The 25,465-nt window shown below is 26.1% G+C and carries 12 protein-coding genes and 1 riboswitch; of the genes, 1 reads left to right on the forward strand and 11 read right to left on the reverse strand.

Features of this window, described 5'->3' with window-relative positions; all coding sequences use genetic code 4:
• Positions 1–123: 123 nt before the first annotated feature.
• From BCF59_RS01825 to BCF59_RS01855, 7 genes are all read right to left on the reverse strand, one after another.
• A complete protein-coding gene (locus BCF59_RS01825; protein ID WP_134110667.1) occupies positions 124–819 on the reverse strand; it encodes a DUF3800 domain-containing protein in 696 nt (231 codons plus the stop codon).
• A gap of 1,276 nt (positions 820–2,095) precedes the next feature.
• The gene (locus tag BCF59_RS01830; RefSeq protein WP_134110669.1) at positions 2,096–2,530 is read right to left on the reverse strand and encodes a DUF3899 domain-containing protein; all 435 of its coding nucleotides are present in this window, start codon (positions 2,528–2,530) and stop codon (positions 2,096–2,098) included.
• 5 nt (positions 2,531–2,535) lie between these two features.
• Entirely contained in the window at positions 2,536–4,953 is a 2,418-nt protein-coding gene (locus BCF59_RS01835; RefSeq protein WP_134110671.1) for an ATP-binding cassette domain-containing protein, read from the reverse strand.
• Positions 4,946–5,992: an ABC transporter ATP-binding protein gene (locus BCF59_RS01840; RefSeq protein ID WP_134110673.1), complete on the reverse strand. Its 1,047-nt coding sequence runs from the start codon at positions 5,990–5,992 to the stop codon at positions 4,946–4,948. The genes BCF59_RS01835 and BCF59_RS01840 overlap by 8 nt, the downstream gene beginning before the upstream one ends.
• Positions 5,993–5,999: 7 nt before the next feature.
• The gene (locus tag BCF59_RS01845; RefSeq protein WP_134110675.1) at positions 6,000–7,310 is read right to left on the reverse strand and encodes an ABC transporter permease; all 1,311 of its coding nucleotides are present in this window, start codon (positions 7,308–7,310) and stop codon (positions 6,000–6,002) included.
• The gene (locus BCF59_RS01850; RefSeq protein ID WP_134110677.1) at positions 7,311–8,471 is read right to left on the reverse strand and encodes an ABC transporter permease; all 1,161 of its coding nucleotides are present in this window, start codon (positions 8,469–8,471) and stop codon (positions 7,311–7,313) included. It lies immediately after the preceding gene.
• Positions 8,472–8,526: 55 nt separating this feature from the next.
• Complete coding sequence (locus BCF59_RS01855) at positions 8,527–11,427, reverse strand: OppA family ABC transporter substrate-binding lipoprotein (protein WP_134110679.1); 2,901 nt, start codon at positions 11,425–11,427, stop codon at positions 8,527–8,529.
• A gap of 118 nt (positions 11,428–11,545) precedes the next feature.
• A riboswitch (Lysine riboswitch) is annotated at positions 11,546–11,710 on the reverse strand.
• Between the two features lie 319 nt (positions 11,711–12,029).
• Between BCF59_RS01855 and gap the strand changes: the two genes are divergently transcribed.
• Complete coding sequence (gene gap / locus BCF59_RS01860) at positions 12,030–13,025, forward strand: type I glyceraldehyde-3-phosphate dehydrogenase (protein WP_134110681.1); 996 nt, start codon at positions 12,030–12,032, stop codon at positions 13,023–13,025.
• 94 nt (positions 13,026–13,119) lie between these two features.
• On the opposite strand, the gene BCF59_RS01865 is transcribed toward gap, so the two are convergent.
• The 4 genes from BCF59_RS01865 to BCF59_RS01880 form a co-directional block, all read right to left on the reverse strand.
• Entirely contained in the window at positions 13,120–15,162 is a 2,043-nt protein-coding gene (locus BCF59_RS01865; protein WP_134110683.1) for a DUF4116 domain-containing protein, read from the reverse strand.
• A 198-nt stretch (positions 15,163–15,360) separates the two neighbouring features.
• On the reverse strand, positions 15,361–16,353 hold the full coding sequence (locus tag BCF59_RS01870; protein ID WP_134110685.1) for an ABC transporter ATP-binding protein: 993 nt from the start codon (positions 16,351–16,353) through the stop codon (positions 15,361–15,363).
• Positions 16,353–24,359 (reverse strand): ABC transporter permease, encoded by an 8,007-nt coding sequence (locus BCF59_RS01875; RefSeq protein ID WP_134110687.1) that lies wholly within the window; start codon positions 24,357–24,359, stop codon positions 16,353–16,355. Before BCF59_RS01875 ends, BCF59_RS01870 begins: the two co-directional genes overlap by 1 nt.
• Positions 24,360–24,618: 259 nt before the next feature.
• Positions 24,619–25,437, reverse strand: a complete 819-nt coding sequence (locus BCF59_RS01880; RefSeq protein ID WP_134110688.1) for a GNAT family N-acetyltransferase — start codon at positions 25,435–25,437, stop codon at positions 24,619–24,621.
• Between the last annotated feature and the right edge of the window lie 28 nt (positions 25,438–25,465).

Consider the following 25,465-nt stretch of genomic DNA (forward strand, 5'->3'; position numbering starts at 1 on the left):
TATAAAAGAAAGCATCCACAGTGCCTCGCGAATTCAGAAAATCGCTTAATCAAGTAAAGATGAGTTCGCACCAGTGATTTAGAGCAGATAATGAAATCTGCTACATAAATATTGTATCATAGATTAAGGATGAGAAAAGAAAAATAAATTTTTTATTTTAGGTATATTATTAATATTTTTACTTTTAAAATATCTAAAATAATAATTTGCTAATATATCTGCTAATCTTATAAATTCATATTGTTTCGAATCGCAATATATTATATTTACATTTCCTTTTTTTGTAAACAAAGGTTGAATGTATCAATCATATTCTAATTTAAAAGTTCCGTAAAATAACTCGTTTGAAATACTTTCCTTTAAATCATAAATTCCATTTGTTGATTTATTTTGATTATCTATAAAAAAATGTAAATTAACCGTATCATTCTTAGATAAACGACCACTTGAAATTTCTCTTTCTAAATATTTTTTGCATGCAAATTTATATATAAAATCTAAATATCTCCTTCTTGATTTTTTATCATTTTTAATTTTTTCACTTATCTTATCTATCGATATTAGAATACATATTTTATCAATATCATCTAATAAATTAATAATTTGCTTTTTTTTATCGTTTAATATACGATAACCTTTTAACTCATCTTTATCGTTAATATTAAGTTCTTTTTTTAATTGTTTTTCAAGTTTTTTAAATTTACTTTTAATTATTTTTGACTGATTTTTTGACTTAATAACTAGTATAGAAAAAATAAAAAAAGTATTTTTTGTATCTAAAACACCTGATTCATCGCTATAAAATGTATAAGTTTTCATGTTATAATATATTATAAAACTAATTAAGTCTTTTAATAAAAAATCTCTATATATAAAATATAGAGACAATTAGGGGTTTCGTATTTATACTATGGTTAGTTCATTATGAACAACTTTCCTAAGTATTCCGCAGACTTAACTGCTACTAACTAATTAGTTGTGATATATAACAAATATTAATACTAAACCAAGGAATTAATAGTGTAACTTACAGTCTCTTTCGATAATAAAGTTCAGATTATAATTTTTATCTTTATCAAATGAACTATATGACTCTAAACTAAAACAATCATTTCCTAATATTTTTTCTTTTAATTTAAGTCTAATCATTTCTTTTCTAGAATTTCTTTTGCACCTGTTATTGGTTTATAAACAATAGTTGTTAAAAGATATTTTAAAACATAATCGTATGTTTTTCTTTTAAGTGTAGGGATGTCATCGTTGTAAATATTAAATTTAAACCCTTTTGAAGTGGTAAAAACAAGTTCTCCGTCTTTATATATATTCTTTTGATTCGATACTCAATTATATTTATATGGAAATCTTGTTTTATTTTTTTGTTAAATAACCGCAAATGATTGGCCTTAACATATACAATGCTTGTTCAAAATCATACATTTCATTTATATCACTTCAAATTCTCGCTGTATATAAATCAGGGTATTCTTTGAATTTGGTAAATTGTGCTAACGATTTATTACCATATATATTTTCATAACCATATATCCGGTAGCATTTCAATTAGGTTTATGTAAAATATTCATCTCTTTATCATCTATTGATTGAATTAATTGTAGTAATGTAAGTTTTTCATCTTCTAAATGTGTGTATTGCTCAGTGTTTAAAAAATCAATATTTTAAATCTATAAAACCACTAACTGCATCTATATAGTTGTTAAGACGAACAGGAAACTAGTAATCTTTTGTATATATTCTATTATTAGAATTTTTTATTATTTTTGTAGTTTTTTTAAAAATTCATCAGAGGTAATCTAATCATTATAAGAAAAATTAAAGTCAAACTTTATTATATTTTCAATTTTTTTACCAACTTCAACATTAATCTTATGGTATTCGGCAAAAAATTTATTAATCGCAAACTTATTTAATACGTTTTTTCTACCACCACATCCTTATATATGTCTCAAAATTTATTGAATTATTGATCTATTAATGATTTTTTTCATAAATTTTTACAGATAAATTAAGTATTTTTGTGAAAATAATTGACTAATTTTAGTATAAAAAAACATGGCCAATAATTAGGTCTGTTTTTTTATACTAAAATTAAAATTAATATAATGATACTAATTATCAAATATAAGAATAAATTAAAGAAAAAAGGAAAATGAGGTTTTTTAGTTTTAGGTTTTTTCTTTTGTTTTAATCTTTCCAAATATACCTTTTTTTCTTCATAAGTCATTTTAATCATCTTTTTTTGTTTATTATATTCGTTCGAAATCTCTTTTGTGTTTTTAAATTGAATAAAAGTTTTTTCCATAAAACCAAATCTAAAGATTAAACTCAAAACAATGATTGCTAATGTAACAAAAGCAGCAACGGAAAAAGAATTTTCTATTTTATTAATTTCTTTTAAACTAAAGAATGAAATTAATAAAATAAGCAAAAAAATCAATAAATAACTTAATGTTATTAAATAAAAACGTTTGTTTTTAAATTGGATAAAAATAGATTTATTGAATTTGTTCATATAAATTATTTAGTTCATTTTTGCAATTGTTCTTTGGTTGCATAAATAAAATGCTTATCCTCTTCAACTACTTGAATTTCTGGGATATTTGGATATTTTTGTTCCTGCATATACGAAAGTTCAAATTTTACATCTTTAAATTTTTCGTTTGCATTAGAAATCTTAGGAATAGCTTTAAATAAATTAATTGTGTATGGGTGGACTGGTTTTTGATAAATTGCTTGTGTATCGCCGGATTCAACTATTTTGCCTAAGTGCATAATTTGCACGCGGTCTGCAATATATTCAATCATTGATAAATCATGTGCGATAAAAATCATTCCAATATTTTTTTGTTTACATAAATCTTTTAATAAATTAACAATTTGTGCTTGGATAGATATGTCTAATGAAGCGATTGGTTCATCAGCCACTATAACCTTTGGTTGTGTGATTAAGGCACGTGCAATAACGATTCTTTGACGTTGTCCACCTGAAAATTCATGTGGATAACGGTAAGCAAATTGTTTTAATAAACCAACGTCTTCTAAACTTTTGTAGATGGTATTTTTAGTTAATAAACTAGAAATTTTATGTAATCTGTATCATTGACTTAAAAAGTTAAGGGGTTTTTTAAATCATTGATCTTTGATTAAAATATCATATTTAGAAGTACCTAAAAATATGTAAATAGATGATAGATCTTTGTTGAGATATTTTAGTTCTATATCAAAGGATTTAATGGTGTTCAGTTTGTCGGAAACGTTAGTTTGAAAAACTTTTAGATCTACTTTATATTGCTGTAATTTTGTTTTTAGTTTAGATATTTGGTTTTTACGAGAATCTTTAAGATTTTTTAATTCTTTTATTTTTTGTTCTGTTTTATTAATAATTTCGTTTTTAAAATATTTTAAAAACTGATTATGAGTATTTTTAAATAGAATCATCAATTGATTTTTTTGTGTTTTAAAAGTTTTATTTAGTTTTAATTGAGTTTGTATTTGTTGGTTTAAAGTGTTAATTCTAATTTTAAAATCATTGACATAAGTCTCTAAATTTTTATCAAATTCTGATTGCGCTCTTTGTAGATTTGATTTTGCATGATTTAATTTTTCTAAATCTTTTTTAGGTTTTTTAAAGAATTCTTTGAGACTAGCGTTTAAAGCTTGTATGTATTCTTTAAATTTATTTTTAATATTAGTTTTGTGCTTATCTTTGATTTCTTTAGATTTTTTACTAAACTCGCTGAAATTAATGTCAAAATCTGCATTTATAATATTTTTAATATAATTAGTAAATTTATTTAATGTTTTAAAGTTCTTTACATCAATATTTAATTTAGAAGTAAAAAATTCTTTAGATTTTTTTTGTATGTAAGTAATTAGATTTTGTAAATCATTAAATTCTAAATATAAAAGTTTTCATTTGTTTTTTTGGATAAGTTTTTTTATTTTTTTGTTTAAATAATATATTTTAACTTTATAAACAAAAAAATCAATATAAGGAGAACCGAAAGATTCGTTTCGTGATAATCTTGCTTCATTTTTTCATTCTGAAATGAAGTTATTTAGAGAATTATTTGAATCTAAAAATTCTTCTCTTCAAGTTAATGTAGCATTTTTTAGATCTTGGCCGCTACTTTTTGCTTTTTGTTTATTTTTATAGTATTGTGAAGTATGTTTATTTAATTTAAATTGATGTTTATATTCAATTTTTGCGCGCTTTAGTTCAACTTCATCTAAGTCCATAGATTCATTACGAAATTGTTGTTGTTTTTCTTCATATAAAGCAATTAGTTTTTCAGTGTTTTTGTATAAATCATTAATAATTAAAGAGTTGTTTTTGCTTAATTCTTCTAAAAAACCAAAATATGAATTAAATTTATCCTCAAGACTTCCGTTGATGTTTTCTAGTTGAACTTTTGAAAAATGATTTTCTCATTTTTTTAGAAATTGTTCATTTAAAGAGTTGTCTATTTTTAAATTTTCTAATTTAAAAATTAAAACTGATTCCATAAACGAATAATGGAAATTATTTTGTACTGCACTCCAATCTGTTTTAATATCCTTAATACGTGATTTGATAATTTTGTTTACTACTAATGGTTCTTTAAGAATGTTAAAAATATTGTTTTGTCCGTTTAATGAGGCCATTGGATCTTGAAAAATCATTTGGATATTTTTATGCATAAAACGATTAGTTTTTCTAGAAATATGTTTACCAGAAATTAATTTTCCATCTAATCTTACAAATCCATTATAATCGTCATATAAACGTAAAAGTGACCTACCAACGGTTGTTTTACCTGATCCTGATTCACCAATTAAACCAATTATCTCACCCTCTTTTAAATCAAAACTAATATCATCTACTGCTTTATTAATAATATTTTTATTAATAAAAAACTTCTTTAAGTTTTTGATTTCCAAAATATTTTTACTCATCTTTAAATGCCTTTCTAAAGTTTTCTAAGCGAGATGTTAGTTCGGGTGTTAATTCAATTTTTGGTGCATCTGGATGTAATAATCAGGTTGCAGCAGAATGTGTAGGAGAGATTTCAAATAGTGGAGGTTCTTTAATAAAATCAATTTCTAATGCATAATCATTTCTAGGAGCAAAGGCATCACCTAAAGGCAGGTTATTCATGTCTGGCGGTGTTCCTTTGATGGAATAAAGACGATCTTCTTTATTTTCAGGGATAGCGGAAATTAATGCTCAAGTGTAAGGGTGTTTAGGATTGGTAAAAATATCTTTTTTAGTTCCTTTTTCTACTATTTTACCTGCGTACATTACATAAATATAATCACAGAACTTAGCAACTACGGAGATGTTATGTGAAATCAAAATAATAGCAATATTCATTGAACTACGAATTTCATCAAAAAGCGCTAATACCGAAGCTTGTACAGTAGGATCTAAAGCGGTTGTTGGCTCATCTGCGATAATTAAACTAGGTTTTAAAGCAACCACCATTGTAATTACAACCCGTTGTTTCATTCCGCCCGATAAAGTATGTGGATACATATCAAAAACATGTTCGGAGTTTCTAATACCAAATTTATCAAGCAGTTCTATTAGATATTTACGCTTTTGTGAATAGGGTTTTGTTTTTCAATCATTATTTTTATTTAATGCATCTAAAAGCTGTTTTCCTACTTTACGGGTGGGGTTTAATGATGTCAGTGGGTCTTGGGGGATGTATCCAATTTTATGGCCACGGATACTTTGTCAAAAACTTTCTTTGTTTGATTTGGTTAAATCAATCCCTGAGATTTCCATTTTCTCAGCAGAAACTACGGAGTTATCATTAATATTTAAAAATGATTTTGAAGTTACTGATTTTCCTGATCCTGATTCACCAACAATACCTACGATTTGACCTTTAGTGATGGTTATATCCACCCCGCGCACAATACTAATAAATTTATTATGACCTAATTTAAAACTTACTTTTAAGTCTTTGACTTCTAGTAATTTTTCCATAAAACTCCTATTTAGTTTTAATTACCTTTGGATCTAAAGCATCGTGCACACCTAATGCGATAAAATGCAATGATACTGAAAGTGAAAGTAAGATTAAAGAAGGTAAAAGTAAAGTTCAGAAGTTATTTCCAGCTTCACCGACGGCAGAGTTGATAATTTCTCCTAAGTTTACATCGTTATCGTTTTTAAAGAAACCTAAGAACGCTAATGAAGAAACTGCAAGAATAATTCCGGGAATACTTGCAACAAATCTAGTTGCAATTTTACCTAAAATCATTGGTAAAGCATGTTTATAAATAAGTCTTAATTTAGAAGCTCCTACTGATTTAGAAACAGTTATGAATTCAGAATCTTTAATAGTAATAATAAATAATCTAGTTCCGTTCACTGCACCAACCCAGCCTATGAACACTAAAGCAATTCCTAAAGTAAGGTCTGTTGTGCCAAATAAAGAAACAAAAATTAATAATCAAATCAATGTAGGTGGAGCCGAAAAGATGTCTATTAAACGCATTATAACAGTATCGATTCAGGTTCCGATGTGAAAACCTAAATATGCACCAATAATTACTCCAATTAATGTTTGAAGTAATGCAACAATGATTGCTAAACGAATAGCTTTTCATGTACCGATTCATGAACGAGTTCATACATCGACTCCAGTATTAGTAGTTCCTAAAAAAGTACCTAAATGAAGTTGTGGGTTTGCATTTAAAGCTTCTTGATAGAGTTGTTGGTATTGTGTTTGTGAAAGATTGTTGGGTATATCAGAATATTGAAAAACTAAGTATATACTATGATTTAAATATCATTTGTAAGGGTCAATAAATAATTGATTATTTCTATTTAAAATTGTTTCATTTCCTTTTTGAGTAATGATTTTGTTAAAAAAACCACCATAATTTTTTATAAAATCATTATTATAATTTTGGAAAGTAGAGTTGTCCATATATTTGTTTAAGGTTTGTAAATCCGCTCATTGGTTAGGGAGTTTTTGAGATCAAATAGAGGATGAATCGGTTTGTTGGCCGATTTTATCACCAATTAAATTTAAATGTACGACTTTTGAAACACTTTGAGTTGCACTATATGAAGAAGTTAATGTTACTACAATTGATAAAATAAGTAGAATTAAAAAGATTATTAAGAATAATACTGAAGGTCAACTTTTAAAATATCTTTTTAAAATTTCTAAAACTAATTTTTTAGGTTTTCCAGCAACATTAACAAAGTTTTTTTGATTAGAAACCTTAGCAAAAGGAGTATCTATTCCATTAAAAGATAGATTATATTTTTTATTAAAATCTTTTGAAGTCATCTATACTCCTTTCTGTGATTGAAGTTTTTTAAATTCAGCATTTCTACGTAGTGTTGCTTTTAATAAAATCATTCATGTAGATGCCTTGGTAGAATATTTAATTCTTGGATCTAAGAATGTATATGAAATATCAACTAAAATAGTAGTAAATACCCCTAATAATGTAAAGAAGAAAGTATTAAACATAATTATATTAATTTCACCATTAGGAAATGATTGGGTAATGATAAATGATGTTCCAGGGACTTGTCAGTATGTTTCTATAACGATTCCACCTGTTAATAAACCAATGTATGACGGAATAATAATGGCTGCTAATGGTATAGAAATGTTTCTTAAAACGTATTTAAAGAATATTTCAGTTCTTGATAAACCTTTTGATTTCGCAATTAAAACATAATTTGAAGTAAGGACAGTAATTACTTGGTTTCTAGTGTAGTTAATATAAACGGAAAGTGATCCTAAAGTAACAATAGCTATTGGTGGAAGTCAAGAAACAATAATCTTGGTTGTGGAATATTGAACACCACCTGTGGTGTTTTTTAAAACAACTGGTGCGACTCCTGCGCTTGTTAAAATGGAAATTAAAATTGGGGCAATAATAAATGAAGGGAGAGCAATAAAAATTAAAGCAAAAATATTAACTACAGTATCAACTCAAGTGCCACGTTTATAACCTGCAAAAATACCAAATAAGATACCTAAAATTGCACTAATTATAAAAGCAGGAATTGTTACAATTACAGAATATTTTAAGTTTCTAAAAAATAAATTTGGGATACTTTTAGCACCTGTAGAACTAAATAAACCTTCTGCAAAAGGTAATCCAAAAGGATGTTCTTTATTGGTAAATAAATCACTTATTCAATAACTAAATCGAATAAAAGAATTTAATTTATAAGTTGTTCAAATATCTCTGTATTGATTATATTTTCCTTCTCATGAAGCAGGTAAAAAATGGTATTGAACAGATTTATTGAATAATTCTATTTTTTTTGATTCTAATGTAGTGGGATTTATTCCACTGTCTCCTTTTTGCGTATTTAATTCATTAACAAAAGGGTTTTCTGAATATTGTGCTGTTAGTAAATATACAATAAAAACAATGATAAAAAGTGTAATTATTGCAAAACCAATCCGTTGAAGAATATATTTTCACATATATTTCCTTACTAATAATAAGACAAGAAAAATCTTGTCTTATTACATTTATATATTATTTTTCTACGACAACTTGAACAGAAGTTCAATTAGTTGGGTTGTCTTGTGTAGATGGGATAACATAGTTTGGGTTTCTTAAAATTTTAGCAAAGGAGTCTTTTAAAGCTCCATTGATGGTAAAATTAACTCCTGTTAAATTTCTGTATTCTTTAATTAATTCAAGTAAATTTGCTTTGTTAAAGTCGTTTTCAGTTGATTCACTTGTATTTAATCATAATCAGAATTTAGAAGTAATTTCACCTAAATTTGTATAATTATTTTTTTCTTGTTCTGATAATTTAACTAAATTATTTTGATCATTTAACTTGTATGAATTCATATACACAGAAATATTACTTGTATATTTATTTCCTAAGTTTGAAAGCTTATTAAATGGAATAGAAAATTTATAATTATTGTTATCAATAAATTCTTTAAATCTTTCGGCCGCTTTAACTATAAGTGGATAACTTTTTGATAATTTTGTTTTATATTCTGTGTCAGATAAAATTAATGCGAATACGTTAAATAATTGACCATTATAAGTTGTAAATCCGTCAAAACCTGATCCAACTAAATTATAATCATACCCTCAACCTGTTCTTGTTCATGGAATTGAACTATGGCTATAATAATTTATTATTTCTTTTCTAACTGAAGTATTACTTGTAGTTACTTTAAATCTAGGGTCCAGCGAATTATAAACTTCTGTTATTCCTGCATAAATTCCTAGATTTTGTGCTGATTCATTAGTGTAAGGTGATAAAAAGTGAAGATTTACTACTTGTTTTTCTGTTGTATCAAATTCAGTATGTGCAGCAAAAAACTTATCAAGTAATTTTTTAAATCTTTCTTTTAGTGCAGGAAATGCGGCAGACTGATAAACTTCTTTTGCAGTTTTGTTTGTTGAAGAATTTTCAGAAGGTTGAAGTTCGTTTCCTAAATTTCCTCCCAAATCCACTTTTTCACCGGTGTCAGAATCAACAACAAATAATGTACTTAATTTATCATAATAAGGTCTTAAAGTGTTAAATTCTAAAGATTTATCATTGTCATTATTTCTAATTTTGATATCTTCTGCAAAACCAGAAATTCAAGGAATAGAAGGATTAGGTTTTAAATTTTCTCTGGAAACTTCGTTTCAATTAATAACAGCCGAAAGAATATTCATAAATTCAGCACCAAGCCCGGTTGTGTATGCTTTTACAACATTTGTGGCCTTACCTGCTTTAATGTTTTCTAATGAATTACCATAAACAAGTTTTGCGAAAGCATCATTAATTGTATTTGAAGATCCTGAAACATCTTGTGTTTGTGGTATAAGTGTAGGATATATAAATCCTGTTTGGTTTTTAACATTTTTACTTTGTGTGGTTCTTAAACCATATGTTGTTGCATCTTTTTCAATTATATCTTTATCACTTTGTTCTAATTCTGAAAAAGATACTGTGGAATATAAGCCTGCTTTATAATTATTAAAATAATACTTAGGTAATGCATCTTTAGATACAGGGTTATTTGTGTGTTGTTCGATGAATGTTTTAATTCTTCTTGGATTATTTAAATAATTTTTATCTCAGTAATTAGTATTAAGTTTCCATGAAGCTTGGAATGAGTTGTTATTATAACCTGCAAAATAATATTTTCCTGCATATAAAGTTAGTTCAGGTGTATTTGCATATCAATATGCACCAGTTTCTTTTGCAATACCACTCACGTTAAGTAGTTCCTCGCGAATTTTAGTTTTTTGTTCATTTGTTAAATTAGATTCGTGAGCAAAAAAATAAGGTAATTTAGAAAGATTTTGACTTTTTTCGGTGATATATTCAGTTGAAATAGGTTGCATTTCATAACTATATAAAAGTGTACTATTGAAAAATAGATCAAAATTAGCAGGCGTATTTGGAGATTTTTGTTTAATTACAAAAAATTCATCATTTCCGTTAGTTTCAACCGATTCGTTACTATCTAAAATTTTATTAAAATCTACGTTATATAAATCAAATAAATAAGTATTTACATAAGATGCATCTTGCTTAAATTTTGTAGAACCGTTTACAATGTATCCTTGTCTAGCCAATTCATCTAATGTATTAGATCCACCATGAGCTAAACGATAATTTGTATCAGTGTTTGTTAAAGTTCTTAATAAACCTAAGCGAAAATCGTTAGCCCTCACATTATATTTAGTGAGTTCACCTTTGTTATTAATATATTTAGTATTTTTTCTAATTCTAAATTTAATTTTATTTGTGTTTTTTAGGTCTTTTAAAAATTGTGTAGAATTAATAGATTTAGAATTATCACTTTGAAGATTTATCAAATTACTTGAATAACTCCCATCAGGTAAATCTGGTCCTTTCATTAAAGGTGCATCATCACTGTCGTAAACTTTATCAACCCCATTGACTGTTAAAATAATTGCGTCAGCAAGTTGTAATGAAAATTTTGAAACAGTTGGTTGTATGATTTTTCTAGTTATAACTTCGTTAAGTTGACTATCAATAATTTTCTTTTCTTCGATCTTTGAATTTCCAAAATAAACTCTTTCAACAAGTTTTGCAACTATTGCATCACTAAAAAATGATTGTATACTACCGTATGTAGAACTTTTATCTCAATCAAAAGTATTTTCTTTATAAGGACTATTTACAAATCTTGTGTAAAAACCTTGTTTTGCTTGTGTTGAAAACTGATTACCTAGTGTTTCTTGATATTTTCCTACAGGATTAATAATTTGTTGTAAATCACTTTCGGAGCGATATTGAACATTTGGATTAGTATTTGATGAACCTGATTTTTTCGGATTATTTTGATAATTTTTTATTTGATTATTTCCGCACGCAACAGCAACAGTAGCAATGGTTGCTGTAGCAGGTAATAACATTAATTTAAATTTACGATATTTTTTATTCATATTTTCCTTTATTTATTGAATATAATTTAAAGATATGAAAAAAGTCTTGTAATCTATAAATTTACAAGACTTTTGATTAAAATGTAAAAATCAGTTTACGAAATTAATATAAGAAATGCAAATCTATAGCACCAATGGAAAATCCAAAGAGTAGAAATCTTTTATGTTTTTCTACCAACCAAAATAATTGCCATTATTTCAGTTTCGGCTTTTATGCCCTTTCATCAACTTTTGCATGCCTGCTAGGTTCATTACTATTGCTAAAAGCTCCTCTATAGTTATTAATAACAGATTTCAACTTTGGAAGTCTTATCTGTTATTTTATCAACAGATTTTGACTTAAAAGAGACGGTAGGTATTAAAATTTCTACGTCTATCGGCATAAGTCATTGAAATTTGTTGTTTTACTTTTTTCATAATTGTAATTTTACCAAAAAATCTAGAAAACTAATGAAATTTATACGTTATACATAATATATTACAAATTAGTTTTATTTAATTTTATTATTAATTTATTTAAAAAGTTTATAATATAGTTACATTTTATAATAAATTAATAATAAAATGCTTAAGTACATATTATTAAAACTAGAAAGGTTAATATGAAAAAAGTAGCAATAAACGGTTTTGGAAGAATTGGTAGACTATTTTTCCGTAGATTATTGGAAACAAATTCAAATTTAGAAGTTGTAGCAGTTAATGATTTAACTGATGCTAAGACCTTGGCACACTTATTAAAATTTGATACTGCATTTGGTAAATTACCTTGCGAGGTATCAGCAAAAGACGGTGCAATTGTAGTTAATGGAAAAGAAATTAAAGTTTTCGCAGAAAAAGACCCTGAAATGTTACCATGAGGTAAATTAGGGATTGACTTAGTTGTTGAATCAACAGGATTTTTTACAAAGCGTGAAGGTGCAGAAAAACACTTAAAAGCAGGTGCTAAAAAAGTTGTAGTTTCTGCGCCATCTGACAAAGATGTTAAAACAGTTGTATTTAATGTAAATCATGACACTTTAACAAAAGAAGATAAACTAATTTCAGCTGCTTCATGTACAACTAACGCACTAGCACCTATGGTAAAAGTATTATCAGATAGCTTTGGAATTAAATCTGGATTTATGACTACAGTGCATGCATATACTGGAGATCAAAGATTACAAGATGCTCCACATAGAGATTTGCGTAGAGCACGTGCAGCAGGTTCAAATATGGTTCCTACTTCGACAGGAGCAGCAAAAGCTATTGGTTTAGTTGTTAAAGAAGCTTTAGGTAAACTAGATGGTTCAGCAATTCGTGTTCCATTAATTACTGGTTCATTAGTTGATTTAACTGTTTTATTAGAAAAACAACCAACAGTTGAAGAACTTAATGCCGCAATGAAAGCCGCTGAAAGCGAAACAATGAAATATGAAACAGAAGAAATTGTTTCATCAGATATTATTAAAGAATCACACGGTTCAGTATTTGACTCCTTATTAACATCAGTTAAAGAAACACCTGAAGGAAACTTATATAAGCTATTTGCATGATACGACAACGAAATGTCATATGTTTCACAATTAGTGAGAACAGCTGTTTTCTTTGCTAATTTATAATATTTATTAAAAAATCCATCTAAAATGATGGATTTTTTAATTCAATTTTAATAGAGAGGGGGAAAATAACATTCTAGTTACTAAGCATATATGGTTACTCTTTTATAGTTAGTTTTACTGCTTGTGGATTTTGACTTATTGCTTCTTCTAATATATCTTTGTCTTTTTTAAGTCTACTTGAAGCGAATTGTAGAGCTCTTCAATTTTGTTTAACTGCTTCCATAACAATTTCTTTATCATCTTTTAAAGTATCGGAAGCGTAATTCAAGACTGGAAAGTATAATTTTACTTGTTTTAATATAATTTCTTTATTATTTAAGATATCTAATATTTCTTTATCTTTTGCAAAAGGACTATCTTGTAAATCAAAAGCAACAGATAAGATATTTTGTTTTAATGCTTCTAAAACTAGCTCTTTATCATTTCTTAATCTTTCTGAGGCATAAATGATTGCTTCAGGATTATTGCGAATTGCCGCTAAAACAATCTTTTTTTCATCTTTAAGCTTGTCAGAAGCATATTTTAAAGCCTCTCCATCATATCTGTTAACTAAATCAAATACTAAATTATAATCATTTAAAGGTTTGAAAGTTTCACTAAATTGATCATCAGTAATAATTTTTAAATAATCAATATCTTTCTTCACGGCCTCTAAAATTATATCTTTATCATTTTTTAAAGAATCAGAAATATCATGTAATGAATTTGGGTTTCTTTTTATTGCCTCTAAGGCAATGTTTTTGTTATTTTTTATGTCATTAGAAAAACTATCTAAGTTTTTTGGTTCTTTTTTAACAACTGATAATGCAAAATCGAAATTATTAAGTAAGGATCTAGATGCTTGAGTTTCTTTTTTGTTGACAGCTTCCTTACTAAGTCTAAAATATGGAACACTAAGGATCGTTGAAATAATATCATTATCGCTAAGTAGTTGACTTCCTGATTTAAAAAGAAAGTTAATAGTATCGCTAGGGTGTTTTTTTATTGAATTTATTACATTTATTTTGTTGTTTATTGTTTCTTTTACATTTGAATCATTATACAATTGATTCTCATTTAATCATTCATAAATTGATATATTTTCCTTTAAGAGAGATAAAACAAAATCTTTTTCCTCAAGTAATTTTTTAGGTATAAATTTATATAAATTTGAAATATCTATATTTTTTTTAATTTGTTCTAATCAAAAGTTTTTATCATTTAAAATATTAACTATATCGCTATCTTCTTTAAGCGAAGAATTTATATAATCAATAATTAATACATTTTGTTTAATTGCATTTAATATAAAATCTTTATCATTTCGTATTGCTTCTGGTAACAATTTACCATAAAGTGTGATGTTTATATTATTGGATTCAATCAAATTTAATAAAAAATCCTTATTTTCTAATAATTTTTTAATATCTTGAGACTTAAAAATTTCACCGCGAGTGGCTTTATCTATTTCACTATTTAATAAAAGATGTTTAGCAAAATTTTCATTCATTATTAAATCTTCAGTGTTTGATCAAATTAAGAATTTTTCTAGTCCCTTTTCCTGTAAACCTTGATAAGTAGAGGAAACTTGTTTTATAGCTTCATTAATAATATCTTTGTCTTTTTTAAGTTTGTTTGATAAATAAACAAACGACTTCAAGTTTTGTTTGATAGCAGCTAAGGCGAGGTCTTTATCGTTTTTTAAATTGTCAGATGCATATTTAATAGCTTTTCCATTTTGATTTATTGCATCTAAAACTACTTCTTTATCATTTTTCAATTTTTCACTGGCATTTTCTAAAGCCAATCAATATTTGTTTTTATTTATAGATTCTAAAAGGGTTTGTTTTTCAGGGCTTATCTCTTCCATTTTTTGTTGTGGAGGTATTTGTTGAATTTTACCTGACATATTATTGTTTTTCTCTTCAGAATTTATTTCTTTCATCTTTTGTGGAGGTATTTGTTGAGTTTTATCAGACGGATTATTTTTATTTTCTAGGTTCATTTCCTCCATTTTCTGTGGTGGCACTTGTTGGATTTCGCCTGAAGTATTGTTTTTATCTTTTAGATTTTTTTGTGAATTGGTTGAACAGGAAATGGCAGAAACACTGATGGAAGAAATCCCTAACAAAACTAATGTTAATTTTTTAAATTTCATATATAAAACTCCTTGTTATAAATGAATTTTTACTTAATATAAATCTATACTTAAATTTTAAAATTAAGTAAATATTAAAATTAATAATATCATAAAAGCGTCTTTTTCTTTACTTTTTTATAAAAAAGTAAAGAAAAATTTAAACAAATATTAAGAAATTTAAAAAAAACCAAGTAATTTTACCTGGTTTTTTTTAAATTAGTCTTCTCATTTCAAACTATTTGGATGTACTGGGTTTTTATTATAGCGCTCTCTACGAATTTTTCCGTTTTGAATGTGAATAATACGATCTGAAATTGCTTCAATTGCTGGGTTATGAGTAACCATTACAATGGTTGTTCCGTATTTTTTATTTATATCATATAGATATGATAAAACGATACTAGTGGTTTTTTCGTCTAAAGCTGCGGTTGGTTCATCAGCAAAAATAATGTCTGAATTTTTTGCCAATGCTCTTAAGATAGAAATACGTTGTTGCTGTCCACCAGACATTTGTGATGGGTATTTTGATTTAACATCTTCCATATCAAATTCTGTAAATAATTGATCTATATCTAATTTGGCATCCGGATTTTTTTGAAGATAAGCACCAGTTTGCACATTATCATAACCTGAGAGGTTTTGTAGTAAGTTGTAATTTTGGAAGATAAAACTTACATTTTTTCTACGAAATAAAGTTAATTTTAAATCACTTAAGTAAGGTAAATTTTCATTACATACTATGACATCACCTCGAGATGGACGATCTAAACCGCTTATAAGGTTTAGTAAAGTTGATTTTCCACCACCAGACTTACCAAAGATCATAATAAATTCACCTTTTTTAATTTTTAAAGAAATGTTTTTTAAAACCCGAGTTACAGTATTGCCTGATAAATAGTATTTTGAAACATTTTTAACTTCGATGATGTTATCTTCAGTGTTTTTTAAATCTTTATGATCATCTCTGGGTCGTTTTTTATTTGCGGCTCGTTTTAAAATTCTTGCTATAGAACGATCTACTACTAAGTTACTAAAACCACCTTCAGCGTCTAAAAAATCATAAACATTTTTACGTGTAATACGAACATCAGAATTTTTTTTAAATAAAACAGTAGGTTCAGTATTTGGATTATTTTGAATTTCAATAGTTTCTGTTAAATCAAGTAAATTAGATTTTTTATCATTTGGATCTTTAAGATTTTGATTCATTATTTACCTTTCAATAAGTCTATAGCTTTAATTTTGTTAATGTTTCATCATGAAAGAATTGCTGTGATAATAAATACACCAAATACAATTAAAGAAGTGAGTAAAATGTTTAAAGGTGTAACTGCGAGTGGAACCGCGATTGATGCCCCAGTAGTTAAAATGCTACCAAATAATACCATCACACCGAATGCAATTGGAATTGAAATAATAATTGAAATTAAGATAAATGGAATATAAATACCGAAGAACATCTTAATTTTTTCTTTTCGGTTGTATCCTTGAATTGCTCATATAGCGATGTTTTTCTCGTTTTCGTTAATTAGAATAGTTGAAATAATAATTAAGATTAGGATGGAAATTAAAAAGCTTAATATAGTAACGATTGTCACAATAATTTGAACAGTTTTTGCGATAGTTTGGGTGAATAAAATTTCTATAGATTTGGCATCTAAAGTGTATGCAGCAGGGATGTAAATTTGTTCATCAAATATTTTAGCAAAACGTTCTATTGCATCATCTGGTTTTTGGCGAATTTTATCATAGTTCTTTTTAATTCTAGTTTCTTCGTTTTCGTTAGGATCATTAGGATCGATTACGGTTTTTGGATTAAAGTTTGGATCTAAGAATTTAGCAATTTGTTCATCGCTATAGCCTAATGTTGCTAATGCACCATTTACTTTGGTGTTTTCAACAGTTTTTATTGAACCAAAAATTCCATCAAATAAATTTTCTTTATCTTTATCAGTGATTGATTTGGTTGAAAGCGAACTAATTGAAGCAGAGTATCCAGGGACTGAATATAAGTTTGCAGACCATAAAATTTGTAATGGAAGTGGATTAGATGATAAAATTCCGTTAAATTTATATAAATCATTATCTTGATTTGAGAATTCCTTTGAAACCAATGTATCTAAACCAATAATCTGATCAGCCGCCGCCTTAGGAATAATAAATTCATTGTTAATAAATGTTGGATTAATTGCACGAACTATAAAGTTATATGATTTAACTTGTGGAGGATTAATCCCAATAGTTTCATTAAACTTGGTTTGATAGCGATTTGTTAAATTACTTGCAGTTAACGAAATCCGAGAACCAATCGATAAATGGAATTTATGAGCAGAAACATAATTAATAATTAATGGTATATCTTTACTTGTATCATTATTTTTGTTTGAAAATTCATCATTAATATCTTTTAATAAGTTTTCATTACTTTCAGAAGTTATTTGAATTAACTTAGAATTTGGACGGTACCCGTATAAACGAATTTTTTCTTTTTTATAATCTGAATCAACATAAGTATAGGTTTCATCATATTGTGGATTTAAATAAAGTCCATTAAAAATAATAAAGAAGTCATGGATATTATTGTTTTTTGCTAATTTTTGGTACCCTTTAACCAAAAATTCTCTATATTCGTTTCTAGTTTGACTTCCGGTTTTGATGATATTAAAATTATATTTTTGATCTGAATCACTTCATTGCATTTGGTAGAATCTACCCTCAATAATTGATGTCTTATTAGGTACATATAAAAAGAATTTCTCTATACCTAATTGGTGTGCCTTGTCATAGTCCACTTGATTAGTTAGTTTTCCATTTTTGTTAATAAATGGAACGTTTTCTTGAGTGTGTGTAAGAGCAAAACCAACCTTATCTCTAGTTTGTAGAATTCGTGCTTTTTGCACATCAGGAAGTGATTGATAAACAATGTTGAATGGGTCAATTTGAATTGATGAATTAATTTTTATATTAATAGAGAATTGAGTAATTAAGTGTCCATCTTTGTTAGTTGGTTTTCCGTTAGCATCATTAATATTAATAGCACTAGAATAGCCAGCTTTAAAATAATCAGAATTAAATGAATTTAATTCACTAATATTCCCTACAGGAACATATAAATTGTTTTTAATATCATTTGGATTGAGTGGTCTAAATACACCACCTTCATCAGTAGGTGTGATTAAATCAATTTTATAATTGTATTTACGGTTTTGATAGGTTTTTTGAATAGCTTTATCAAATACACCAAACGTTGCAAAACCGAAGGATGTTGTAATGGTTGCTAAAATAATAGAAATACCAAACGAACTTAATTTTCAAAAGCTATTAAAGATTAAGGAAGCACCAAATTTTGTCTTAATATTACGTTTTTGAAATAATTTTGCTCATTTTCTATATGTTTTTCCGGTGCTGACCTCTACAATACCTGACATTAAATCAATTGATTTGTATCTTAAAGCACGTAGTGAAATTAAGATAATTAAAATCGACATTGCAATTAATGGTACTATGATGTTAATTAACAACGAGACGGCAGAAAAATTGAGTGTTTGAATTGGTACGGTTCAATAGTTGTCTAAGATTCTTATAGCACTAGATTGCAATAGGAATCCGGTGATATAACCTAAAATATCTCCGGTTAAGATTGTAAAGAAAGCAAAAATAGTCATAGACATTGCAATTTGTAGTGGTGTATATCCTTGAGCGACTAAAATACCAATAACCTTATTTTTATTTGCGATATATCTTTTAATAATAAATATAATAGATACAGTTACCAATAAGATTAAACCAGCTAGAATAACGTTTGAAACAAAAGTTAATGAAGTAATCATAATTTCGATTGAACTTATTCTAATGCTGCGTTCAGGATTAATTGGGTCTATTTCGTTATATAAATAAGTACGTTTTAATTTGGTAGGATCATCAATATTTTCTTGAACCACCTTTTCAATTTCGTTTCGGAGTTGGAAGTTGTTTAAATGTGAACTAGTTACATTTTTAACAGTTAAATATTCTTTGACTAATGTTCCTTGATATGCTTGACGAATACGGTCAAAACCTTTGTCGTTAACATAAACAACTGCTTGAGAGTTAGTATTAACTTGGAGGTTATTTTCATCTAAAACAGGATAAAAGTAATCAAAAGTAATATCACTACCGACGATTAAATATTCTGAACCATTTACATTAATTTTATATTTATTTGGTAAATTTTTTAGTAACTTATTCATTAAAATAGGATCATCTGGAATGGTTCCATTGTAAATTTCTTTATTATTTCTTGATAAGAATGCGTAATTTACTTTTGCAATATACGAACTAACTTGATTAAAAACAAGGATATTATTAATTTTATTTAGGTTGGTTAGTGAGTGAATAAGTTTAAGTAAAGTGTCACCTAAATTAATACCAAAAAATTTATAAAATTCTGGTTTTTGAGTAACTTCTTCACCAATTTTTACAAAAAAGTCATTATCAATTGCGATTTCAAAAATAAAATCTTTTTCTAAACCGATTGTACCAATTTTTTCAGGGAAAAAGTAACGGATAAATTCATAAACTTTTTCTTTATCTTGATTTATTAAGGATTCAAAATTAATAATTTTATTAGATAAAAAGTATTCTAAATTTGAATTATTTTCTGCAGCAGCACCAATATTGTTGGTATCTGCCAACATTCAGATTAAAACCTGTGGATTTTGTTTTCTTAAAATAGGGTTTAATAAAACTTCTGAAACACCAAGACGGTCTAATTTATAATAACTTAGTTCGTAGTCTTTTAATAAAAGGTTTAATGTATTAATGTGGTTGTAAAAATCTGGTGTAACAATATTATTAATAAACAAATCAATAAATGTTGCAAATATATTTTTATATTTTATTTTGATATCTTGATAAGTTGTAATTTCTGGATCAAAACTTAAGTATTTAGCAGATGAAGCAATATATGAAATACTTTTAGTTATATCATATGAATTTATATCAAGAAAATTAGTGAACAAAGGATTATTTGTAACTAGAGATTGTAACTGTGGGTTTAAATATTTATTATTAATATCCTTTTTAAAAAATAAGTCACGCATTTTTTCAGGATTTGCAAGAGATCTTGAAATACCAAAATTTGTTTCATTTGAGCGAGCAATGTTTTGTGCTGATGGCTGGAATAAATTAAAATCATTAAAGGATGTGATGACACCTGAATTATTAGCTAATTTTAATAAATCATTAGCAAATTTGTTTCTTTCTTCGTAGGTTCCAAGACTTTGTGTACTATATATTTTTAGTCATATTCTAATCAAAGGCAATATATCGTATAAGTAATTATAACCAACTTGTTTTTGAACTATGAGTTTAGAAAGTAAAGATTGTGACAAACTAAGAATGATATTTGAATCTAAATTTGGTGAACGATTAGTTAATTCTTCACTTAATTTAGCTAAAGAATTTTCAGTCTTTATTCCATCATTATTATATGGAGTCAGTGAGTTAATAATTTTTATTCATGGCGCGATTTCTTTATCTATTTTATTCTTGTCTCAAGTTTGTTCAAAGTTTTTAATACCAAATAATAATAAACCAGTGCTTCTAACGTTGTCAGGTGCATTATTTCAATTAATTTCATTTAGAGTAGCAAAATTTCTTATAAAGTTTTCAATGTTTTCGATGCGTGAATTTTGTGAAACTCTTGTTGTCGAATTATTATTATTATTATTTGTTGATGCATCAGATTGTTTAGAAGTATTGTTTTGAGTATTTAATAAATCAAAGAAATCTAATTTATTATTATCTTTTGATGGTATAGTGATATATTGGTTATCACCTATTTCAAAACTTGTACCTTTATTAGAAAGGTTAAACATTTTTGAAATTTCATCTTTAAATTTTTTATTTGAACCCGAAACACTGAATAAACTTTTAAAAATAGAATAAATTATATCTTCATCATTTAGATAAGTCAGTGCTTGATAACCTTTAATATGAATAACATTTTTCGAAATGTCTAGTTCTTGTCGTTCAACAGGAACGATAGTTACTTTTAGATTTGATTCTAAAGTAGAAATAAAAATATTTAAATCAAAATCATTAATAATAAATTTAATACCATCTATAATGTTTTTAAAACTTAATTTATCATCGTTTTTATATGCGTTAATTTTGTCCAAAATTGCAGTAATTGGTTTGAATAAATCACCAAACAATAAAACAAAGAGATTATTTTTATCGTTGAAGTTTAATAAAACATTTGTATCTATATTGTCCAAAATTGCATTAATAACTTGTTTGAAACTATTTTGATCAATTGATTTTAATAATGCAATAATAATTTCATAAATACTTAATTTTCTCTGAACATCTTTGTTACGATCATTTGGAAATTCTGGATTTGGTGAAAGTTTATTGTATTCAGTCTTGAAAAAGTTTTCAGTTAAATCAGTGAATTTTTTAAAATCAATTGTATTAACTAAATTAATTAAAAGTTTAACAAATAATTTAGGGTCCCTTGAAATTTTTAATAATGAGGGTAAATTTGTGATATTTGAGAAATTATTACCGGTTAATAAATTTATAAAGTTTAATAATTTATTAATTTCTCCACCAATATAATCAGCAACATTAACTTGTTTTTGTTCTGCTTCATCAATTAATTGGTATATTTTTTCTAAGATTTCAGTAAGAATTTGTCTAAAATAATCTTTATTTGTATTGTGTGACAATTCGTAAAGACCATCTAAAATCATTTTAGGTAGTATATTTAAGTTTACTGCACCCGATGAAAAAACTGATGCAAAATCATTTTTATCAAAAGCAACTGAAACAGCTTGTGTTAATGCATAAATGCTATCTTTAGAAATAAAACCTAATTTAACTAAATCAGTATTTAATAAAGCTTTTTCAATTCTTTCGACACCTAAAGTTAGGGTTTTTTCAGTTAATGCTTGGTTAATAATGTCGACATTAGGGGCAGAATAACCAAAAGGTAAATATACAGAGTTAGAATAAGTCTCAGATTTTTCTACTCAAGAATTAGGATTTAACTGTGTCATTAAACTCAAACTGTTTTGAGTTAGATATTCTAAGAGTTTATCTTTTGGAATTCCCCCATTTTGAAATCCATCGATGTGGACGTTTTTTCATTTAATAATGTTGTTGTTTGTTGTATCGTAAATAGGTTTTAAAATTACAAAATAACCATTTAATCAACTACCCCCTAAACCAGAAAATTTATTATATTTCTCGGGGCTTAAATTTTCGTTTCCCTGATATCTAGTTAAGTTGTAGATTTTACCGTTTTTAATAAGGTTTGTATTACCGTTGGTTTCATTTACAAATTCAATGTTTGCAAATTCATAAACAGGTTTTACGTATTCATGATAGGGTAAAATATTAATTGATAAGCTATTTAAAATAACCGAAGAGATATAAGGGTTTATTTCTTTAGTTTTAAAATAAGCTGAAATATCGGTTGAAGCTCTATTGATTTCAGTTGGTTGTTTTTGTTCTTCAATAAGTTTGTTGATGTTATTTTGAATATCATCTACGATGTGGTTGTTATCACCTAAATTCACAAAATGATAAACTTTTTTACCATCATCACCTTCTTGGAAGGAATCAATTGTGATGCTTTGACGAATACCGACGTTTTGTTCACCTACTTTACTTTTTACAAAATTATAGATGTTTTGTTTAATCACGTTTAACGCACCATCTTTAATAATTTGAAAGCGCTCAGGCAATATATTTTTATTAATTAAATTTTTAAACGCATCTTGGTTATCTGTCTTTATGTTTTCCATTTGTGCGATAGTTTGTTTATCGCGTAATTGAAATAAATCTTTTTTGAATAATTTGGGTTGATATATATTGTCAGCTAAACTTAATTTAGTTTTTAATATTTCGTTATTTGAAACAGATGGATTTTGTTGTTTGATTAATTCTTTATTATCTCTTTGAATTTTTTTAGTATTTTCATTATATATAAAAGGAATGTTATAAATTAAAATTTCTTTTTCTCAATAACTGAAGTGTTTTAAATTTTTTGGTAAGTCGCCGTGATCGCGGATTTGATTTTCCATAAAAGTTTTATATGAACCAGTTCAGTTTTGGGCGTTTTTAGAATCAAAGGTAGTATCATAAACCTTTCTTAAAAAGAAAGTTTCGCTTCTTTGAATTTTTGCTCAACTTAAGGGAATATTATATGATTTACCCTTTTCGAAAGTAAATTTTTCATCATAATCAACTGTTTTATTGGGTTCTGAAAATAAATCAGTATATAAAACATTGTTTTTTAATTTTTTGTTAATATAGCTGGAAATATCATCGTTTTGATTTTTAATATATAAAGTTGGGATTCTATTTTTATCTAATTCGTAGATTTCGGTATTTGATGCTAATTGTTTAAGACTTAATAAATTTGCTAATTTATCATTAGAAATTTCTATGACAGCGTTATTATATTTTCAATCTCTTCCTTTAATAAAGTCGAAAGTTAGCTCTTTTGTGGTTGCATTTATATATAAGGTTGCTAATTGTGAAATATACATTTCGTCATTGTTTTGTGAAGAGATATATGAGATATCAGAAAGTGTATAGGTTTTATCAAAATGAAATTGAGAAGTTTGATTAAGATTGACACTGTTTTTAGCTACAATATAATTTTGGTTTTGATCTTTTTGATAAAGTTTTAAATTAAAATCTTTGTGAAAAAATATTTTTTTATCATCATCATTAAAATCTAAACTAATAACATTTGTATTTTGATTATCTGAATTACTAAAATTATATGTGTTATAAATAGCTGCAAAATCATTTTTTAAGATATATTTGTGTCTAAGCGGGGCTTGTTTAAAAAAAGTTGAAATATCAATGTATCTATCTTTAATACTCGCAAAATCGATAATGTTTTTTTCATTAAAGGCATCATCGGCAACATATTTGATTCCTTTATCATAACTACTTCCACCATCTACTTTTGAATAACCATTAATGTAATAGCCATCATTAAAAGTAGTTCCTGATGAAGGTAAGTTAAAATCAACTGTTAAATCATGGTTTACAGAGAGTTTTTTATATGTGTTAAATTGATTTCTCATTGCTTTTGTTGAATCATAAAGCACTGTAAAAATCCCGGCAGTTAAAAATATTAATAAACTTAAACCAATAACAATCACTTTGTTTTTAAACAACGATCGAAAAACTTCTTTGAATAAATTTCACATAAAACTCCTTAATTTCAAAGAAACGAAATTATTTATTTATAATTTATATCATTTAAAAAACAGCATATATAATTATAATTTAATTTTATTAAAATTAAATTTCGTCAAATTTGATAATTAAATTAAAAAATTATAAAGAAGTTTTTCAAAAATAGAAAAAATTATTTAGAGTTAATTTTAATCATATAAATAGTATTTAGAAAATAAGATGTTAAAATAAATAAAATCGTTTTTAGTGATTATATAGCTAAAAACGATTTTATTTATGACATAGATATAACTTTAAATAATTTTTAAAACCTAATTTATAATACATCTTACCTGCAGACGGATTGCTAAAAAATAAAATAGGAATTAAGTCTTTTTTTAGTAAATCATCACAAAGCGAGATAACACAATCTTGCGCATACCCCGATCTGCGATATTCATTTAAAGTAAAAATACCACCTAGCATTGCGACTTTGTTATTTTTTGCTGAGGTTGAAGAGTGAGAAACTACTTTTCTATCTTTTCTAACGATAAATGCTTGATAATATCCATTCTGGAATTCATTGATTAAATAATTTAAATTCAAGCTTTGCGTACTAACACCTTGAAATTCGCTAATTTGTCTACGAGACTGAATTATATCAGGCAAATCTTGTAATTGGATTTTTTGTGATATATTTTTATAATTAGTCTTAATTTCATTAAACGCTGTTATATCTAGCTTTGCGATTTGTTGTGGGGTGATTTTATAACCTAAAATATTTAAATATTTATGTTTTTTGCAGTAATCATAAAAATTTTGGTCTATAATCAAGTTCTCTATTTGGTATCTTTCTAAAAGATATTTAAATTCATCAAAATTCAATTTAAAATCATCAAATAAGATAACTAAATTAGAATAAAATTTTAAAAAAATTCCTTTTATTTTTTGTTCATCATAGACTACAAAAGTTAAAATATCACTATCTTTTTTTAATCCATATTGTTCAATATCTGAAATTAAAAATAGATATTGAATTGGGTCTTTTTGATAAATATATTTTAAAACTGTGTCTATTTTATCATTATTTCATAGTTGAAATTGTTTCATTATATGTCCTTTATAAATTCTTTAAAAT

It is taken from the genome of Mycoplasmopsis mustelae (assembly GCF_004365095.1).
Lineage (GTDB): Bacteria > Bacillota_I > Bacilli_A > Mycoplasmatales > Metamycoplasmataceae > Mycoplasmopsis > Mycoplasmopsis mustelae.